This is a genomic window from Enterovirga aerilata (assembly GCF_013044135.1).
GTDB lineage: Bacteria > Pseudomonadota > Alphaproteobacteria > Rhizobiales > Beijerinckiaceae > Enterovirga > Enterovirga aerilata.
This window is the reverse complement of the sequence record NZ_JABEPP010000001.1, coordinates 91,758-110,199: the sequence shown is the minus strand read 5'-3', so window position 1 is coordinate 110,199 and position 18,442 is coordinate 91,758. Positions and strand designations below refer to the sequence as shown.

The window sequence follows — 18,442 nt, the reverse complement described above, 5'->3', positions numbered from 1 at the left end:
GTGTTCGGTGGTGGTCAGGCGTTCCCGTGTCGTCGATTATGGCGCATCCGGCTGGGCCGGCTGCGCTCGCAGCCGCGATATTCGCCTTCAGGATCAGATATTTGCGGTGCGCTCGCGGGACCAATCGAACGATTGGTTGTCCGTCGGATCGGCGTTTCGCCCTAACAGGCTGAGGAAGAAGTGGGCGCTGACGCCGATGGCACGACCTCGTTCCAGGCGCGCCGCCAGCTCTGCCCAATGGCCGGGTAGCGCCGGCCCCAGAGGCCCTCCTCGAATGCTGCGAGCGCGGCCCCCGGCCGGCTTCGGCATCGAGCGCCCGGTAGATGCCCTTCAGGGCGGCCGCGACGGGCTTCCTGTCCTTGTAGGAGACGAAGTCGAGGCTGTGGCGCAGGAGATGGACGATGCAGGTCTGCACCGCCGTCTCGGGGAACACGGCCGTGATCGCATCCGGGAAGCCCTTCAGACCGTCGACGACGGCGAGCAGGATATCCTCGACGCCGCGGTTCCTGAGCTCGTTCGTGACGCGGAGCCAGAACTTGGCGCCTTCGCTCTGTTCGAGCCAGAGGCCCAGGATCTCCTTGGCCCCGTCGGCCCGGACGCCGAGCGCGATGTGGACCGCCTTGTTGCGGACGATGCCCTCGTCCCGCACCTTGACCCTGAGGGCGTCGAAGAAGACGAGCGGGTAGACCGGCTCCAGGGGCCGCGCCTGCCAGGCCGCGATCTCCTCCAGAACCGCGTCCGTGACCGCGCTGACGAGGTCGGGCGAGACGTCGATCCCGTAGAGCTCGCGCAGGTGGCCCACGATCTCCCGGGCGCTCATGCCGCGGGCGTACATCGACACGATCTTGTCGTCGAAGCCCGGGAAGCGGCGCTGGTACTTGGCGATGAGCTGCGGGTCGAAGGTCGCCTGCCGGTCGCGCGGGATCTCGAGCTCCATCCGGCCGGTCTCGGTCGTCACGGTCTTGCGGCCGTAGCCGTACATGCCATTCCCGGTGAACGCCATCCAGGTGCTGCAATGGAGCCTGGCGATACGAGTTCTACGAGACCTAAGCCTGCCCGCCACAGTCTAAGCCCTCAAGCCATCCTTGACAGCTTCCAGCACTCTACAACCACCACAGATCACACGGCGCACTTGCCGGCCTGCCCCCAGCCGCAACCTCGCAAGCCGCCGAGCCCTCCAGTCCCATATGGTAGACCCTGATGGCGGTTTGCGCCTTGCGTCCGGGTGACGTAGACAGACGTGCTGCCGCGCCCGCGATGCCGTTTACACTTGGTGGAGCGAACGTTGATCCGAAGGGTATCACATTCTTCCATAATTATCATTATTCCGTTTTACGAGAATAGTGAACTAGTTGTTCCTATGTTCCGCAGCCTACGTGAGATTTCTAAGGAGATCAACGATGTCGATGCACGGGTGTTGTGTATCAACGACTCTCCTTGGGATAATGACCTCATTTCTCTCTTGGAACGGGAGGCTGGCGACCTATCGGGGATCGTACAAACCCAAATAATAACCAACAACAACAACCTAGGTTTTATAAAATCGTGCAACATCGGTCTTGAGATTGCACTGCGCGAACGTGCGGATGCCCTACTTCTTAATTCCGATGCAATACTTACGAGCGGGGCACTCCTTGAGATGAGATCAGTATCTCATTTAGATCCGCTTACATCAGTTGTAAGCCCCCGCTCAAACAATGCGACGATTTGCAACTCCCCCTATCCACCTAGCTTTCGCAGCCACGCAAAGGAAGATGCATATTCGGCTCACCTTGCGATTCAGCAGTACTTGCCGCGCGTCACTTACGCCCCGACCGCAGTGGGATTCTGTCTATATATAAGAAATCGTATTCTTGTTGAGTATGGATTTTTCGATCCTGCGTACGGCTTGGGGTATAACGAGGAAAACGATTTGATAATGCGGGCAAATCGCGGCGGCTACAGAGCCGTGCTAGCGAACCGCGCGTACGCCTATCACGAGGGGAGTGTTTCGTTCGATCAGTTGTCTGGTGGGCGAAATTCCAGAGATGAAGAAAACAGGAAAACACTTCTTTCAAGATACCCTGAATACGATAGATCGGTTAGCCGATATTTCAAGAGTTCAGAGTACAAAGCTCAATATCTGCTGGCCGGTCTAGCTCCGGATAAACTCGGAAAATTGCGGGTACTTTTCGACTGCACAAACATGTCGATGAGTCACAACGGAACTTTCGAGCATTCCAAAAGGTTGATTTCGGCATTCGCAGAGCGTTACGGATCTCTATATGATATTCACGTTAAATGTTCAACCGATGTATACTATTTTCATCAATTTGATTTAGTCGATCGATTGACTCTGATCTCTCCAGACGCGCTCGATGAGCGGCCTTTTGCGTTTGCGCTAAGGGTCGGACAGCCATTTTCTCGGCAGCACGTCGCGGAGGTAGCGCGTTCGGCTACGGTCGCGGGCTTCCTGATGCTGGACACCATAGCGATGGATTGCCTGACCCTTGATGATCCAGGCTATTGGTCGATTTGGAGTGAGATGCTGGATTGCACGAACATAGTTGGATTCAATAGTTCTTTTTCCCGTGATCAGTTTCGGCGGCGTTTCCCGTTCTACCAGATCCGCAACGAGTTTGTGTCCCTATGCTCGACAGATGTAGGTGACTACCGCCCCGCGACCAGGGATAAATCGATTGATCCGTCAGGTGGTATATTGCTGGTAGGCAATCATTTCTCGCACAAGCATGTACTCCAGACCCTCGAGAAGCTCAACGCGATCGAGAACTGCCCGCCAGTGACCGTTCTTGGGATCGAAGTGCCAAAGTCTCTTGCATCTGCCAGTTTTCGAGCCGGTGATCTAGATCAGAAGGTGGTAGATCGGTTGTACGCGGGAGCTTTCGTGGTTTTGTTCCCCAGTCACTACGAAGGTTTCGGCCTGCCAATAATGCATGCCCTGGCCCACGAAAAACCTGTTATTGTTCGTGATCTACCTGTGTATAGAGAAATAGAACGGCATGCCCAGGGTTCAATTAATATTCATTTCTGTAAATCTACACAAGAACTTGCCGAAGTAGCCGCCAACCTCCCAAAGTGGAAGCAAAATCCTTCGGTCGAGAACGTTACGCACAGCTGGTTTGAGGCGGCTGAGGCAATTCATCTAGCGTTTGAAGACGCGCGGCGTTCTTTTGACTTTGATCAACTCGTTCGACGAATGAGGCGTGTGTCGATCTTGGAAGAGGCTCTTGAGGTCCAGCGGGAGAGGGATGCCATTTCCGAGGCTCTTAGGCGCGCGGAAAGTCGCGTTGCCGAGAACCACTTTGCCGTCGACGGCGTACACACGGAAGTTAGCCGGGTCCCGGCGGACTTGGAATCAGATGAAGTCCCACACAGGAACTTCCCGGGGAGGCGAATACTTGCGACCTTCGGAGAATTTCTAGGACGTTCATCGCGGGCATTTTTGGAGGGCGCCCTCGTTTCTAGGCGCATTTCTTTGAGCGGAGAAGCCTCCGGTGAGGAGTTGCCTGCCGGCCTCAAACTAGGTCTGCTGTCACGCCTAGACGGGCTGAGGCCGAATGCGCACCGCATGATTGACTTCGGCTTCCTCCTTGACGGAGCTGGCGAGAGGAGGACAGCCTATGCTCTTTTGTGTGTTGCAGACGCGCTCGTGCATGGTGGGACGGTTCGCATCACCATCTCGCTAGACGCTTCCGGGCGAACTCAACCAACTGGTTCGGAGAAGAGGACGCAACTGGAACTGGCGCTCCGAAATGCAGGGTTCGAGTACTCGCTCGACATAGGACGTGAGTTGGCGGAATATCAGGCCCGCAAGCGTCGATCGTGGCTTGCCTTTGAGACAGCTGTTGGAACGGATACAGAATTCCTGGAGGCGGTCTATCAAGCGGCGTTGGGCAGGAGCTTGGATGAGCCAGCGGAACACCATCTACAAGCTCTTAGGCGTGGGGCTGATCGTAGAATTGTCGCACGGCGGGTTTTTAGCTCCAGGGAACGTTTTGCCATATTAAGGAGAGCTTTGGCGTAACGGGTGCCCACGAGGTCGTGCGCCAACCGGCGCTCGGCGGCCCTACAGTTTTAGGAACACGACGATGATTGACATCAATGCGGCTTTTGCGAAACTCCGGGACAGCGAGTTAAACATGCGGGTTGGCGGCGCCGATCCAGAGCAGGTTGGCGCAATGTGCTTCGATATAGTTAGTAAATACATTGACGTAGGCAAGGCCACCCGGCTCCTCGACTTCGGATGTGGGGCGGGTCGCGTAATGCTCTCCGGTTTGCGGCAGGCGCCTCACATTAAAAGTTTTGTCGGTTTCGACATAATGGAAGATGCAATTGCATTTTTTCGCGAGAACATTGCCCCAGATAAGCGGACAAGATTTGAGCTGATCGAGGGAAATAACGACCATTACGACCGGTTCGTCGGCAACTCGGTGAGGAAAACACGCGACCATCTGAGAGAGACGTATGGCGGTTTCTTTGATGGCGCCTTTGCATTTTCAGTTTTTACGCACGTCGACCGCGATGATATTGGTGGATTGTTGCAGTTTGTAGCTAATTTGCTTCGACCTGGCGGCATTTTTGTCTTTACGGCTTTTATTCTGAATCCTTATTCTAGGAAACGTATCCGCGATAATTCGGCTTTGTTTAAATTTGAATTTCCAGATTTTTCGGAGGACAAGCAAGTGTTCGTTGGAGATTCAAGAGATAGACTCGCATTCATAGCTTTCGATCAATTTTTATTTGACTCGGCGATAGTGGATGCTGGCTTGATCCCCCGGCACATAGAATTCGGAAGCTGGCGGGGAGACAATCAGGCGGGCACCTTGCAGGATGTGATCGTCTGCGGAAAGCCGTTTTAACTTCGTGGATCGGCTCTCCTTACCCTAGAAGTCTGTTTGAAAAACGCATCGGCGGGGGCGGGACTGTGATTAAAGCTTGGAATGGGGACCGAGCAGAGCCGTGGCCGGATGGCTGGATCGCCAAGAAGACCAGGCGCTACCCGTCCGACCTGACCGACGAGGAGTGGGAGGTGATCGCGCCCGTCATGCCTAAGCCTGGGCGGCGCGGGCGGCCACATGAGGTGGAGTTCCGCGAGGTCATCAACGCGGTACGCTATCTGGTCCGCTCCGGCTGCGGCTGGCGCATGTTGCCGATCCATTTTGGGCATTGGCGCAGGGTTTATGGCTGGTTCCTCGAATTGGCCCGACGCTTCCTATTCCGGACCAACCACGACGTGGTGCTGATGCTGGACCGGGAGATGGCCAGCCGTGAGGCGAGGCCCTCGGCGGCGGTGATCGACAGCCAGACGATCAAGGCTCCGCAAGGCAAGACAAGGGGGTTACGACGCGGGCAAGAAGACCGTGGGCGCAAGCACCACATCGCGCGGTGGACACCGACGGGCGGCTCCTGATGGTCCACCTCACCTCGCCCGACATCTCCGACAGCGCTGGAACCCAGGCGATCCTCGACGCCCTCCGCAAGCGCTGGCCCTGGGTGAAGCACCTAGTCGCCGACGCCGCCTACGGGCGGCGCAAGCTTATAGCCAAGTATTCCTATCTTGACTTCGTCGTCGAGATCATCCGCCGGTCCGACCAGCAGAAGGGCTTCCAGGTCCTGCCGCGCCGTCTCCTGCGAAAACCACCCACCCCTGAGTTTCCAAACGGCCTCTAAGCCACTTAAAGTAAGCGATCATCCTGTAGGCTTACAACAAAGCATCTTGGAGCGCTGTAGCCGGATTGGAGAGGTGCTTTGGCCGATTCCCCTATTGTGTTCGCCGGGATAGAGATTTGCCACGTCGTCACGAGGTATGGAAGAATGGCGGTGCCGGCCCGTGACGCTGTCGTAGGGCATTCTCTCCGGACCTACGGTGAGTGGGCAGAGCACGAAATTCAGAGTATTTGCAATCATCTCATAGATGGCGGCACGATCATCGATGTCGGGGCGAATATCGGCACTCATAGTCTCGCGTACTCAGCTAGACTTCCGAAGTCGACCCTGTATTCGTTTGAGCCACAAATGATCCCATTTGAGCTGTTTGCCTACAACGTGGTGGCGAACGCCTATTCGAACATTCTGCCTCATCATTTGGGATGTGGAGCTGCATTTGAGACCGTTTCGCTGTCGCCGGACTATAACGCGGCCAACTGGAATCTCGGATCCGTGGGCCTTAGAGAGGCAGTTCATCTCGGAGGCAATCTTCCAAACACTATCATAATATCTCTCGATGAAGTCGTTCCTCATTCTGGCGTCCAGCTGCTAAAGGTCGACGCTGAAGGAATGGAGGCCGAGGTATTTGCTGGTGCGCTCCGCATTATTGCGGTCAGTAGCCCGTTGATATATTTTGAGATTAGCCAGATGGAGACATTAAGATCCATTATAGACCTCGTAGCCCCATTTGATTACGTTTGGTTTTGGCATGAGACGTCGGCCTTCAATCTAAATAATTTCAATCTCGTGACGGAAAACGTGTGGAGCAGGTGCGAGATCGGGGTGATCGGATGTCCTGCGTCGAGAAAGGAGGAGTTCGAATTGCCGCAAGTCACGGGTACGGAGACATCCCCCCCTACCTTCCATGATCCGAAGTTCGGATTTCGAGGAGATACGTTCTGCTCGCGCTTTCATCCCGACCGATCTGCCAGGGAGGGATGAGGGCGCGGCGCAGCTGGAGCGGGCTTTGTGATGAGAACTCGTGACCTTTCTCAAAGTCCTTTGGAAACGGCTATGGTGGGCGATGCGTCGCAGAGAGCCCTCCCACAGCACAGGGATTAAGGTTCGGAGACATCGAGGCGGGCCTCGCAGTCGCGCCCTAGATGTCAATACTATGGAGGTTGTCCGTCCGAGGCTTGGGAGCGAGGCTGTGGTTGCGAAGCCTGCAACCTCGGACCCGGAGCGCCCGGATGGACGTCCACCAGAATGCGCGCCTGACGCCACAAGGTCGAGCCCTGATGATCCGGCGCATCCTCGATGAGGGTTGGCGCGTGGCGGATGCGGCCGCGGCTGCCGGCCTGTCGGAACGGCGCGCCCGCGAGTGGCTGCGGCGGTTCCGGGCGGGTGGCGAGAGCGCCCTCGGGGACAGGCGCTCGACGCCCGCCCGCTCGCCTCATGCGACCCCGCCCGAGACGATCGCCGCCATCGAACGGCTCCGGCGGGAGCGGCTGACCGGCGACGCCATCGCCCGGCAGCTCGGCCTCAAGCGCTCCACCGTGGGCGGGATCCTGCGCAGGCTCGGTCTCGGACGCCTCGATGCGCTCGATCCCAAACAGCCCGTCATCCGCTATGAGCAGGAGCGCCCTGGCGAGCTGATCCATATCGACACCAAGAAGCTCGGCAAGATCGACGGGATCGGCCATCGCATCACCGGTGACCGGCGCGGTCAGAGCAGCAAGCGGGGGACCGGATGGGAGGCCCTCCACGTCGCGGTCGACGATGCCTCCAGGCTGGCCTACACCGAACTCCTGCCGAACGAGCGCAAGGACAGCGCCGTCGCGTTCCTGGAACGGGCACGGGCCTGGTTCGCCCGGCATGGCGTCGCCGTCGAGCGCCTCATGACCGACAACGGCGCGGCCTATAGGAGCCACGCCTTCCGGGCAGCCCTGAGCCGGGCCGGCATCCGTCACAGGCGAACCCGGCCCTACACGCCCCGCACAACGGCAAGGCCGAGCGCTTCATCCAGACCAGCCTCCGGGAATGGGTCTACGCAAGCCCCTACAGGTCATCGGCCGAACGAGCTGCCGCCATGCCGGTCTGGCTCTGCTCCTACAACAGCCGCAGACCGCACTCCGCCCTCGGCGGACAACCGCCCATCAGCCGCATCACCAAGGACAACCTCCTTGGTAACGACAGCTAGAGCGTTGAATCACACATCAAATCTAAATTGATAGGTCCTGAGCCAGCCGGCGGTTCGGTGCTGCGGCTCAGGCTTGACCATCTCGCCGGTCCCGAGAGTCCGCTACCTTCGCTGGCAGATCCGAGTAGGGCCGGTTCGACGTAGGACTGGCGGTCGGCTCCTCCTGGCCGTGCCGGCGATGCTCGGCGCGGATGCGATTCGACCGCCATTCGCCGTCTGGCGACAGCGCACTCAGCTTCTCGCCCCCGCAAGCCGGCGGCGGACGATCGCGGCGAACTCGTCCACGTCCTGGTGCGTGTTGAACAACCCGAACGAGACCCGGATCCCGTCCCGCTCCGGCGAGACACGGACCTGCTCCTCCGCCAGGTACTCCGCCCAGCCCTCTCCCGGGAGATCGAGCACGTAGATGTGGGGGGACCGCAAAGAGCGATCGCGCGGACCAACGAGTCGGACCCCAAGCTCGTCCAGGTGGCCGATCAGGTAGTCGCCCAGATCGTAGAGATGCGCCTCGATGTTGGCGACACCGATGCGCTCGATCAGATCGAGCGATGCCGACAGAGCGTGAATGTCGGGGAGATTGAAGTTGCCGATCTCGAACCGGCCGGCATCGTCTCGGAGCGCCATGTTGTCGTGCCGCGCGATGTAATCCTGCGGCGGATTCGCGAGGCTCGACATGGCCATGTAGGCCGGCAGCAGCTCGTCACGGCCCGACTGGCAGTAGAGGATGCCCAGGCCCTGCGGAACAAGCAGACCCTTGTGGCAGCCGGAGCCGAGGATCGTCGCGCCGAGTTCTCTGCTGTCCAGCGGAATGACGCCCGTCGATTGCATGGCGTCGACGACGAGATCGATCCCTCTTGCCGCGCAGAGCTTGCCGACAGAGGACACGTCGAAGCGGTGTCCAGCGTGGAAGGTCACATGCGACAGCGAGATGGCGCGCGTCCTGCCGTCGATATGCGGCTCGAAGGTGCCGGCATCGGCGGTATCGCCCCGGAGGGCGATGAAGCGCACCTCGACGCCCCGGCGCTTCAGGTTGAGGAAGGCGTAGGCGTTGTTCGGATGGTCGCCCTCGACGAGCAGCACATTGTCGCCGCGCTGGAACGGGATCGCGTTCGCGGCGATGTTCATCCCTTCGGACGTGTTCTTGACGAAGGCGATCTCGGACGGCGAGGCGTTCAGGAGCGCGGCCACCCTCGCCCGGACCTCCTCGACCCGGCGGAGCCAGACCGGCTTCGGCCCGGCGAGTTCGTTACCCTCCTCGTAGAACCGGACCAGCGCCTCTTTGATGCTCGTCGCGAGCGGCGTCTGATGCGCCGAATCCAGGTACAGCATACGCCGGGTCACCGGAAATTCCCGGCGGACGGACTCGACGTCGTAATGCCTGGACATGAGCTCTCCTGATCCTGCTAGGCTTCGCTCGGCAGTGCCGCGCCGAGTGCCTCAAACGGCCAGCGCCGCCTCGATCTGAGAGGCGGTTTCCAGGAGATCGGGCACGAACTTCCCGATCTCCTCGTAGGGGCACAGAGCGGCGGGCACCGAAACTCCCAGCCCAGCGAGGAATTCGCCCTTCGAGTTCCGCAAAGGGACTGCGCAGCCGACTACGCCCGGCGTGAATTCCTCGTCCGTCGAGGCCCATCCCCGAGCCCGCACCAGGGCGATGTCGGCGGCGAGCTTCCGAAGAGACGTGATCGTCTTCGGCGTGAACGCCTTGAAGTCGAGCGCCGCCGTGACCTGCTGGAAATCGGATTCAGACAATCCCGCCAAGTATACCTTGCCGATGGAAGTGCAGTAGATCGGCGCGCGCCCGCCCGGCTCGAACAGAAGGCCGGAGCGTCGCGCACTGCGCGCCGAGTCGACGTAGCAGACCTCGCCGCCCGAGATCGTGCCGATGTGGCAGTGCTCGCGCAGCTTTGCCGCCAGCGCGACCAAGAGAGCATGTGTCTCGTCGGCCACGAAGGCGGCGCTCAGGATCCGTGTCCCGAGCGCGACGAGCCGGCCGCCGGGCAGAAGCTTCTTCGAACCGAGCGCCCGCTTCAGGAGCGAGCGCGCCTCCAGCTGGAGAATGAGCCGGTGCACGGTGGCCGGGGGCAAGCCTGTGGCCTCCCCAATGGCGCTGGCCGCGACGGGACCGCGCTGGTCCAGCACGAATTCGAGGACGGCGAGCGCCCTGTCGAGCGGCTGGTCGCCCTTGCTGTCCGCCTCTTCGACGGCTGCGCGCTGTTTCGGCACGAATCCTCCCCGCAATGCCGAAAACTATGGCTTGACGACCCTGTTTTTATCCTGAAAAATGGTAATTGCAATTCCATTTTTTGGAATAGACGGAGGGGAGAATGAGAGCGCTTCGCAATCTGCTGAAGAGGTGGTTTTCCCCGGCGTCCATTGTGGCCGGCACCATGGCCGTGAGTGCTCTTGCCGGATCGAACCCGGCCCAGGCTCAGGCGTCCCGGCTCGACGAGGTGATGCAGCGCGGCAAGCTCATCGTGTCGACCTTCGGCACCTCGCCGCCGCTCTGCTTCACGGACGAGAAGGGACAACTGGTCGGATTCGACATCGACATCGCCCGGCTGATCGCGAAGAGCATGTTCGGCGACCCGAACAAGGTCGACTTCGTCACCGTCACCAGCGAGGGGCGCTGGCCGAGCGTCCTCTCCGGACGTGCGGATTTCGGGATCGCATCGACGACCGTCTACCCGGATCGGGCCATGCGGGTCGCATTCACCCGGCCCTACATGGATTCCGGCATCTCGCTTCTGGTGCGCAAGGATGCCGGCATCAGCACGATCGCCGAGCTGAACAATTCCAAATTTACGCTCGCCAATCTGAGCAATCCGCAGATGGTCGACCGGCAGAAGCGTTTTCTGCCCGATACCAAGACCCTGACCTTCGACACGCCGAGCGCCATGTTCCTGGCGGTCAAGACGGGCCAGGCACAGGCCATGCAGTTCGATAGCCCGGTCGTCGACTGGTACGGCAAGGAGAACAGCCAGGATCTGATCGTCCTGCCCGAGATGCTCGGCAACGTGCAGAACAACGCGATCTTCCTGAAGCCGGGCGACTTCGCGTGGTGGCTGTTCCTCGACACCATGGTCCAGGAACTGACCACCGGCTCCCGCTACAACGAGTATGTCGAAGTCTACCAGAAGTGGTTCGGCCGCAACCCGCCGCCGCAGCGCTTCTACGGCGCGGCCGCGGCCGCGAAATAGGCCGCTCCGGCTGAGGGAGCGAGAAGGTTCGCGATGCCGTTCGACTTCGGTTTCGTCGTGCGCAACCTGCCCGTCTTCCTGGACGGGCTGTTCGTGACGATCCAGCTCAGCGCGTTGGCATTCGTGCTCTCGCTCCTCTGGGGATTGGTCGTCGTCGGACTGCGCCGCTCGGACTCCGCTCCGGTCCGCAACCTTGCCGCCGGCTATATCCAGGCGGTCCGCAACACCCCCGTGCTCGTTCAGATGTATTTCATCTTCTTCGGCTCGGGGATGGCCGGATATCCGCTCAGCGGCTTCGTGGCCGGCCTGCTCGCCCTCACGCTGCAGAACGGCGGCTACGTGGCCGAGATCTATCGCGCGGGGATCGATTCCGTGAGCCGGCGCCAGACCGAGGCTGGTCTGGCACTCGGCATGCTCCGCCGCCAAGCTTTCTTCATCGTCACCCTGCCCCAGGCGCTCAGGCGCGTGGTCGCCCCGATTTCCAACCAGGGCGTCACCATCATCAAGGATACGGCGCTCGTGTCGACGATCTCGGTCGCCGAGATGACCCAGGCCGGGCGTCTTCTCGCCGACCGTACCGCCGCCGTCTACGAGGTCTTCTTCACGCTCGCCCTCCTCTACCTGCTCGTGGTCTCGATCTTCAGCGGCACCATGCGGCTGATCGAGCGGCGCGTGCGGGTTCTGGCCTGATCTGCGCGATGTTCGACGTCGTCTTCCGCAGCTGGCCGCTGCTCCTCGCCGCCACGGGCGAGACGGTGCTCCTCTCCGTCGCGAGCGGCCTTCTCGCGACCCTTCTCGGCATCCTTCTCGCGCTCGGCCAGCTCTTCGCGGCTCGCGCTCTCCGCTACCTCGTCGAAGTCTGGCTCTATGTGATGCGCGGCGTGCCGCTCCTCGTCCTGCTCTTCGCGATGTATTACGCGCTCCCCTATACGGGGATCGACCTCTCGCCCCGCGTCGGCGGCATCCTCGTCCTGTCGACCTATTTCTCCGCCTTCATGGCCGAGATCTTCCGCAGCGCCGTCCTCGCGGTGCCGAAAGGTCAGTGGGACGCCGCCCGCGGCATCGGCTTCCACGGCTGGCGGCTCATGCGCGAGGTGATCGTGCCGCAGGCGCTGCGTCTGGCGTCCGCCTCCTACGTCAACACCATGATCATGCTCGTGAAGGGCACCTCGCTCGTGTCCATCATCGGGCTGTGGGAGCTGACCCTGGCGGGGCGGCAGATCGTCGAGCGGACGCTTGCCTCCTTCCAGGTCTTCGGCGCCGTCGCGCTGATCTACTTCGTCCTCTGCTACGGACTGTCCTTGGCCGGGCGGTACCTCGAGAAGCGGTTCAGCTATGTCCATTGAGAGCGGGCGCGCGGCGATCGAGCTCCGGGGCGTTTCGAAGCGCTTCGGCAGCGTCCAGGTGTTGAACAGGGTCGATCTCGACGTCCATCGCGGGAAGGCGGTCGTGCTGATCGGCCCGAGCGGTTCGGGCAAGACGACCCTTCTGCGCTGCATGAACTTCCTCGAGGAATTCGAGGAAGGCGAGATCCGGATCGACGGCGAGCCGCTCGGCTATTCCGATGACGGCACGAGGCGCCGGAGGCCCGAGCGCGAGATCGCACGCCAGCGAGCAGCGCTGGGCATGGTCTTCCAGAGCTTCAATCTCTTCCCGCACATGACGGTGCTCGCGAACGTGACGGTCGGGCCGGTCCGCATCAAGGGCCTGCCGCGTTCCGAGGCCGAGGCCGTCGCCCGCGAACTGCTGGACCGGGTCGGTCTCGGCCACAAGCTCGACGCCTATCCCGGCCAGCTCTCCGGCGGGCAGCAGCAGCGCGTCGCCATCGCGCGGGCGCTCGCGATGAAGCCGAAGGCGATGCTGTTCGACGAAGTCACCTCCGCCCTCGATCCGGAGCTCGTCGGCGAGGTGCTCGCCGTCATGCGCCAGCTCGCCGAGAGCGGCATGACCATGGTCATCGTCACGCACGAGATGGCCTTCGCGAGAGACGCCGCCGACCAGGTCGTCTTCATGTCGGGGGGCAGCATCGTCGAGGCCGGGCCGCCGGATCAGCTGTTCCACGCTCCCCAGACCGAGCGATTGCAGGCGTTCCTGCGTCACTTCCGCGAAGGCTACCGGCTTTGACGGCGGCGATACCCGCCGCAGGCCGCAGGTCATCCGCCCGCTCGGTTTCCTCCGTTTCCAGCCAGCCGCTTTCCGAGAACCAAGATGTCTCCTGACCTGCTCGCCCCCCCCTCGCAAACCTCGGCCGGTGCCGCGCCGGCCGACTTCAAGGGACCGCTGCGCGGCCTCAAGGTCATCGACGCCGGGACGATGATCGCGGGGCCGCTCGCGGCCACGCATCTGGCCGACTTCGGAGCCGACGTCATCAAGATCGAGCTCCCGAACGTGGGCGACTCGATGCGTCACTGGGCGCCGATCAAGGATGACCGTTCCCTCTGGTGGAAGGTGATCGGGCGCAACAAGCGGCTCATCACGCTCACCCTGTCGAAGCCGCGCGGTCAGGAGCTGTTCAAGCAGCTCGTCCGCGAGGCCGACATCGTCATCGAGAACTATCGGCCGGGCACGTTCGAGCGCTGGGGCCTCGGCTACGACGTGCTCTCCCGCATCAACCCGCGCCTCGTATTCGTCCGCGTCTCCGGCTTCGGCCAGACCGGCCCCTACGCGAAGCGCGGCGGCTACGGCACCATTGCGGAGGCGTTCAGCGGCATTCCGTCCTTCACTGGCTTCCCCGACCGTCCGCCGACCCTTCCCGGATTCCCGATGGCCGATTCTGTCGCGGCGACCTTCTCGGCGATGGCCGCGATGTTCGCCGTCTACAACCGCGACCAGGGCGGGTCCGGCCGCGGCCAGGAAATCGACGTCAGTCTCTACGAGCCTCTGTTCAGGCTGGCGGAAGCCCAAGTCATCGGCTTCGACCAGCTTGGCATCGTGAAGGAACGGCAAGGAAATCGGCTTGCCGAGGATTCCCCGCGGAACACCTATCTCACGAAGGACGGACGCTGGGTTGGTATATCGGCGTCCTCCCAGAAGACCTTCGAGCGTCTTGCACTGGCTATGGAGAAGCCGAAGCTGATTACCGACCCGCGTTTTCGCGACAACGCTTCGCGCTGTACCTATGCCGATCCGCTCGACGCGGAGATCTCGGCCTGGTTCGCCGAGCGGGACTTCTCCGAGATCGCGGCGATCTTCGAACGCGCCGATGTCGTAGCCGGACCCGTCCTCGACATCCGGGACATTTTCTCCGACCCGCATTACGCCGCACGCGGCAACATCGTGTCGGTCCCCGACGACGATTTCGGGGAGGTGCGGATGCAGAACGTCGCTCCCCGCTTCCTGGGCACACCCGGCGAGGTGCGCCATTCGGGCCGCGCGCTCGGAGCCGACAATCGGGAGATCTTCATCGGCGAGCTCGGATTGAGCGAGGCAGAGTTCTCCTCGCTCGAGGCCGAGGGCGTGATCTGATGGACCGCAACCCCTTCGACGGCGTCTTCATCGCCGGGGCGGGCCAGACCGTCTACGAGAAGCGCTCCCCGAAAAAGGCGACCCGTCTGCTGTTCGAAGCCAGCGATGCGGCCCTTCGCTCGGCCGGTCTCGGCTGGCACGAGGTCGATGGCCTCGCGCTGACATGCTTCAATCTGCCTCCGGACAACGTGACGACCATCGCCGAACATTTCGGGATCGAGGCGCGGTTCCTGTTCCACGGCGTCTATGGGGGCGCGTCCGGCATCATCGGCATGATGCATGCGGCCCGGGCCATCCGGAACGGCGATGCGGAGGTGGTGCTCTGCATGGCGGCGGACGCGTACGACGTCGCTTCCCACAACGAGACGCTCGACCGGTTCAACGGCTCCGTCCAGAACTACATGTCCCCGCACGGCTTCGGTGGGGCGAACGGCATGTTCGCCCTCCAGACCCGGCTCTACATGGAGCGGCATGGCGCGGAGCGCGAGGATTTCGGGCGCTTCTGCGTCGCGCTCCGCAAGAACGCGCAGAGGAACCCCAACGCGCTGCTCCGGTCGGAGATGACGCTCGACGATTACCTGAATGCCCGGCCGATCGCGGACCCTCTCCGGCTGTATGACTGCGTCCTACCCTGCGTCGGCGGGGATTGCGTGGTCCTCGTCAGCGAGCGCGTCGCGAGCCGGCTGAAGGCTCCGCTCGTCGCGATTCGGTCGGGCGGCGAGCTCCACAACTATCCGGCCGGGGACCCCTACTCGCTGACCGCCGGATGGTCCGGCTTCTCCGGGAGGATGTACGAGCGCGCGGGGCTTGGGCCCGAAGACATGGATTTCGCGCAGCTCTACGACGACTACCCGGTCATGTGCTTCATCCAGCTCGAAGGGCTGCGGATCGCCGAGCCCGGCCGAGCCTTCGCCTTCGTCCGCGACACCGACATCACCACCGAGGGCGCCTTCCCGATCAACACGGGGGGTGGCCAGCTGTCGGCGGGCCAAGCCGGCGCGAGCGGGGGCATGATCGGCGTCTACGAGGGGGTGGTGCAGCTTCGGGGCGAGGCCGGAGAACGTCAGGTCGACTGCCGGCGCGGCCTCGTCAGCGGCTACGGCATGATCGCCTACGGACGCGGCCTGTCTGCCAGCGCCGCGATCCTCGAGCGTGTGGAATAGGAGCCGCCCCCATGGTCACGAAGCCCTTGCCGCGCATCGACGCCGTCAACGCGCCCTTCTTCGCCGCCTGCAACGAGGAGAGAGTCCTGATCCAGCGCTGCGCAGCCCCCGAGTGCCGGCGCTATGTGTACTATCCGCGCGTCTGCTGTCCCGTCTGCCAAAGCGGCGACCTCGACTGGGTGGAGGTCTCCGGGCGCGGCCGCATCAAGACCTTCACGGTCGTGCACCGCCCCCATCACGACGGCTTCCTGAGCGAGACGCCGTACGTGTTCGCGGCTGTCGAGATCGAGGAGGGGCCCCTGATCTACGGCCGGATCGATGCCGATCCGGCACGCCCGCCCGCCATCGGCGACGCGGTCGTGCCCGTCTTCCTTCAGCATACGCCCGAGCAGAAGCTCCTCGCCTTCCGAGCGGAAGACGTCCGGTGAGCATAGCGCCCGGCGAGACGTCGCTCCGGCCGACCTGGCTCGAAATCGACCCCGGCGCCTTCCGGCACAACCTCGAGCGCCTCCGCGACGCGGTCGGCCGGCAGGTCGCCATCTATGCCTGCCTCAAGCGCAACGCCTATGGCTGCGGCGCCGGCCCGATCGCCCGGGCAGCGGTCGCGGGCGGCGCCGACGGCCTTGCGGTCGGCAATATCGACGACGCGATCAGCATCCGTCGGGCGGGCGTCACCGCGCCCGTCATGCTGTATCCGACCTGTCTTCCTGAGGTCGCGACGGCCGTCGCCGAGTTCGACCTGACCCCGACGGTCTCGACCCCGGCCGAGGTGGAATCCTGGGCGACAGCCTTCGACGGCCGGCGACCGGTCTTCGCCAAGTTCGATGTCGGGCTGATGCGCGGCGGGGCGCAACCGTCCGAGTTCGGCGCCCTCCTGGCCCGGATCGCCGCGAACCCGAAACTCAGCCTTGCCGGCATCTATACGCATTTCCACACCTATGGCGGCCCGGAGGGGGCAGGCTATCTGGAGTGGCAGGTGGCCCGCCTGCGCGAGGCGGTCGCCGCCGCTCAGGAATCCGGCGCCGACATTCCGTTCGTCATGGGCTCGAACAGCGCGCTGGTGGTGCAGCGGCCGGATCTGGACCTGTCCGGCGTCGATCCGGGTCGGCTGCTCTACGGCGTCACGCCGGCCGGTCCGCTTGAACGGAAGCTCCAGCTGCGGCCGGCGCTGGCGGCGTTCCGGTCGCGCATCCTCTTCGCGAAGACCATCACGTCGGTGCCCGACGACGAGCGGCTGTCGCCCTTTCCGGCCAGGATCGGGATGCGCATAGGCGTCCTGCCGGTCGGCTGGGGCGACGGCCTGCCGCGGCGCTTTCGGGACGGCGCACGGGCGCTCGTGCAGGGCCGTCCCGTTCCGATCCTGAATCCCGTCCATCTCGAGCATCTGCGGCTCGATCTCAGTGCCCATCCCGAGGCCGTCCCCGGGGACGAAGTCACGCTCATCGGCCGCCAGGGCACCGACGCGATCACCCTCGAGGAGGTCGAGGCCGCATGGGGGCTGGACGGCCTGTCGCTTCTCGCCGGCCTGCGGGACCATCTGCGCCGCGACTACGGGGGCGCGGAAGCGACGTGACCCGGTCCGCCGACGTCGTCATCATCGGCGCTGGGATCGTCGGAGCGAGCATCGCCTACGCGCTCGGTCGCCGGGGGATCGGCAGGGTCGTTCTGCTGGAAGCCGAGGTGACCCTGAACGTCCACAGCACGGGCCGCAACGCCTCCTATTTCCTGCCGATCTACGACACCGCGTGTTTCTCGGCGCTCGCGCAGGCGAGCCTGCCGTTCTTCGAAAGCCCCCCCGATGGCTTCTCCGACGCGCCGCTCCTGAGCCGGCGCGGAGCCGTTATCGCGGCGCTTGAGACCGATGCGGATGCGCTCGCCGCAGAGATCGCCGCCGCGCGGTCCTCCGGGGTCGAGGTCAAATCCCTCGCGCCCGCGGACGTGGCGGCGCTCGTGCCGATCGTCCGGACGGACTGGTTCGCGGCGGCGGCCCACTACCCCGGTGCCGGCCCGCTCGACGTCCACGCGTTATCGATGGGATATCTGTCGGGTGCGCGCCGGGCCGGGGTCGAGCTCCACCTGGCCGAGCGCTGCGAGGCGATCGAGACAGCACGCGGCCGGGTCGTGGCCGTCAGGACCAATGCGCATCGCTATGTCTGCGGAACCGTCGTCAACGCCGCGGGGGCCTGGGCCGCCGAGATCGCGGCGATGTGCGGAGCACGCCCGATCGCTTTCGAGCCGCGACGACGCCACATCGCCTCCATTCCGCTGCCCGCGACCGGTCGGCCGCACGATTGGGCTTTCTTTCGCTGCCCCTCCCTGCCCTTCTACATGAAGCCCGAGCCGGGACAGCTCCTGGCCAGCCTCATGGATGCCGAACTCGACGAGCCGGGCGATTGCATGAGCGACGATCTCCGCGTTGCGGAGATCGTCGATACGGTCGAGCGCCTCACCACGTTGGAGGTCCGGCGCGTAACCCGCGCCTGGGCCGGCCATCGCACCTTCTCCCCGGACGGCGCACCCGTCATCGGCCCGGACCCCGCCATCGCCGGATTCGTCTGGGCGGCCGGGCTGGGCGGAGCGGGCGTCATGTCCTCCCCCGCCGTGGGCGACCTGGTCGCGGCAGCCGTCGACGGTTCCCGGGCCGGCCCGCTGCAGGAACAGGTCGCCCCTGCGCGCCGGATGACGGCCACGCTCGAGGGCCGAACGACCCCGGCGGCCGGGGTGGCATAGTCCCATATGGAGATGAGCCGGCCGACGGGTCCGAAAAC

14 protein-coding genes and 3 pseudogenes are annotated in these 18,442 nt (G+C 63.2%); 14 read left to right on the top strand and 3 right to left on the bottom strand.

Annotation, left to right across the window (positions count from 1 at the left end):
- Positions 1 to 182: 182 nt before the first annotated feature.
- Positions 183 to 970 (bottom strand): annotated as a pseudogene (locus tag HJG44_RS00510) (IS256 family transposase); the annotation flags it as partial.
- Between the two features lie 315 nt (positions 971 to 1,285).
- On the opposite strand from HJG44_RS00510, the gene HJG44_RS00505 reads away from it, so the two are divergent.
- The 5 genes and pseudogenes from HJG44_RS00505 (at position 1,286) to HJG44_RS00485 (ending at position 7,846) form a co-directional block, all read left to right on the top strand.
- Entirely contained in the window at positions 1,286 to 4,024 is a 2,739-nt protein-coding gene (locus HJG44_RS00505; RefSeq protein ID WP_171216405.1) for a glycosyltransferase, read from the top strand.
- A gap of 64 nt (positions 4,025 to 4,088) precedes the next feature.
- Positions 4,089 to 4,859: a class I SAM-dependent methyltransferase gene (locus HJG44_RS00500; protein ID WP_171216404.1), complete on the top strand. Its 771-nt coding sequence runs from the start codon at positions 4,089 to 4,091 to the stop codon at positions 4,857 to 4,859.
- An 81-nt stretch (positions 4,860 to 4,940) separates the two neighbouring features.
- Positions 4,941 to 5,625, top strand: a pseudogene (locus tag HJG44_RS00495) (IS5 family transposase); the annotation flags it as partial.
- Positions 5,626 to 5,748: 123 nt separating this feature from the next.
- On the top strand, positions 5,749 to 6,648 hold the full coding sequence (locus HJG44_RS00490; RefSeq protein ID WP_171216403.1) for an FkbM family methyltransferase: 900 nt from the start codon (positions 5,749 to 5,751) through the stop codon (positions 6,646 to 6,648).
- A 248-nt stretch (positions 6,649 to 6,896) separates the two neighbouring features.
- Positions 6,897 to 7,846, top strand: a pseudogene (locus tag HJG44_RS00485) (IS481 family transposase).
- A gap of 231 nt (positions 7,847 to 8,077) precedes the next feature.
- On the opposite strand, the gene HJG44_RS00480 reads toward HJG44_RS00485, so the two are convergent.
- Entirely contained in the window at positions 8,078 to 9,232 is a 1,155-nt protein-coding gene (locus HJG44_RS00480; protein ID WP_171216402.1) for an aminotransferase class V-fold PLP-dependent enzyme, read from the bottom strand.
- 51 nt (positions 9,233 to 9,283) lie between these two features.
- Positions 9,284 to 10,072, bottom strand: a complete 789-nt coding sequence (locus tag HJG44_RS00475; protein ID WP_171216401.1) for an IclR family transcriptional regulator domain-containing protein — start codon at positions 10,070 to 10,072, stop codon at positions 9,284 to 9,286.
- 101 nt (positions 10,073 to 10,173) lie between these two features.
- Here HJG44_RS00475 and HJG44_RS00470 point away from each other — a divergent pair, with 101 nt between their 5' ends.
- The 9 genes from HJG44_RS00470 (at position 10,174) to HJG44_RS00430 (ending at position 18,404) form a co-directional block, all read left to right on the top strand.
- Positions 10,174 to 11,046, top strand: coding sequence for a transporter substrate-binding domain-containing protein (locus tag HJG44_RS00470; RefSeq protein ID WP_171216400.1), 873 nt, complete (start codon positions 10,174 to 10,176; stop codon positions 11,044 to 11,046).
- Between the two features lie 33 nt (positions 11,047 to 11,079).
- Positions 11,080 to 11,736, top strand: a complete 657-nt coding sequence (locus HJG44_RS00465; RefSeq protein ID WP_171216399.1) for an amino acid ABC transporter permease — start codon at positions 11,080 to 11,082, stop codon at positions 11,734 to 11,736.
- A gap of 8 nt (positions 11,737 to 11,744) precedes the next feature.
- Positions 11,745 to 12,392, top strand: a complete 648-nt coding sequence (locus tag HJG44_RS00460) for an amino acid ABC transporter permease (RefSeq protein ID WP_171216398.1) — start codon at positions 11,745 to 11,747, stop codon at positions 12,390 to 12,392.
- Entirely contained in the window at positions 12,382 to 13,170 is a 789-nt protein-coding gene (locus HJG44_RS00455) for an amino acid ABC transporter ATP-binding protein (protein WP_171216397.1), read from the top strand. The genes HJG44_RS00460 and HJG44_RS00455 overlap by 11 nt, the downstream gene beginning before the upstream one ends.
- Before the next feature lie 84 nt (positions 13,171 to 13,254).
- Positions 13,255 to 14,511 (top strand): CaiB/BaiF CoA transferase family protein, encoded by a 1,257-nt coding sequence (locus HJG44_RS00450; protein WP_171216396.1) that lies wholly within the window; start codon positions 13,255 to 13,257, stop codon positions 14,509 to 14,511.
- Positions 14,511 to 15,674 carry a thiolase family protein gene (locus tag HJG44_RS00445; protein ID WP_171216395.1) on the top strand — a complete coding sequence of 388 codons (1,164 nt, stop codon included), beginning with the start codon at positions 14,511 to 14,513 and terminating at the stop codon, positions 15,672 to 15,674. Before HJG44_RS00450 ends, HJG44_RS00445 begins: the two co-directional genes overlap by 1 nt.
- Before the next feature lie 11 nt (positions 15,675 to 15,685).
- Entirely contained in the window at positions 15,686 to 16,102 is a 417-nt protein-coding gene (locus HJG44_RS00440) for a Zn-ribbon domain-containing OB-fold protein (protein ID WP_171216394.1), read from the top strand.
- Complete coding sequence (alr, locus tag HJG44_RS00435; RefSeq protein ID WP_171216393.1) at positions 16,099 to 17,247, top strand: alanine racemase; 1,149 nt, start codon at positions 16,099 to 16,101, stop codon at positions 17,245 to 17,247. Before HJG44_RS00440 ends, alr begins: the two co-directional genes overlap by 4 nt.
- The gene (locus tag HJG44_RS00430) at positions 17,244 to 18,404 is read left to right on the top strand and encodes an FAD-dependent oxidoreductase (RefSeq protein ID WP_171216392.1); all 1,161 of its coding nucleotides are present in this window, start codon (positions 17,244 to 17,246) and stop codon (positions 18,402 to 18,404) included. The genes alr and HJG44_RS00430 overlap by 4 nt, the downstream gene beginning before the upstream one ends.
- Positions 18,405 to 18,442: the final 38 nt, after the last annotated feature.

What these genes read in the sequence shown, in the direction of transcription:
- HJG44_RS00500 (WP_171216404.1), top strand. Translation starts at nt 4,089, where the DNA reads ATGATTGACATCAATGCGGCTTTTGCGAAACTCCGGGACAGCGAGTTA.
- HJG44_RS00445 (WP_171216395.1), top strand. Translation starts at nt 14,511, where the DNA reads ATGGACCGCAACCCCTTCGACGGCGTCTTCATCGCCGGGGCGGGCCAG.
- HJG44_RS00450 (WP_171216396.1), top strand. Translation starts at nt 13,255, where the DNA reads ATGTCTCCTGACCTGCTCGCCCCCCCCTCGCAAACCTCGGCCGGTGCC.
- HJG44_RS00455 (WP_171216397.1), top strand. Translation starts at nt 12,382, where the DNA reads ATGTCCATTGAGAGCGGGCGCGCGGCGATCGAGCTCCGGGGCGTTTCG.
- HJG44_RS00440 (WP_171216394.1), top strand. Translation starts at nt 15,686, where the DNA reads ATGGTCACGAAGCCCTTGCCGCGCATCGACGCCGTCAACGCGCCCTTC.
- HJG44_RS00465 (WP_171216399.1), top strand. Translation starts at nt 11,080, where the DNA reads ATGCCGTTCGACTTCGGTTTCGTCGTGCGCAACCTGCCCGTCTTCCTG.
- HJG44_RS00470 (WP_171216400.1), top strand. Translation starts at nt 10,174, where the DNA reads ATGAGAGCGCTTCGCAATCTGCTGAAGAGGTGGTTTTCCCCGGCGTCC.
- HJG44_RS00480 (WP_171216402.1), bottom strand. Translation starts at nt 9,232, where the DNA reads ATGTCCAGGCATTACGACGTCGAGTCCGTCCGCCGGGAATTTCCGGTG.
- HJG44_RS00460 (WP_171216398.1), top strand. Translation starts at nt 11,745, where the DNA reads ATGTTCGACGTCGTCTTCCGCAGCTGGCCGCTGCTCCTCGCCGCCACG.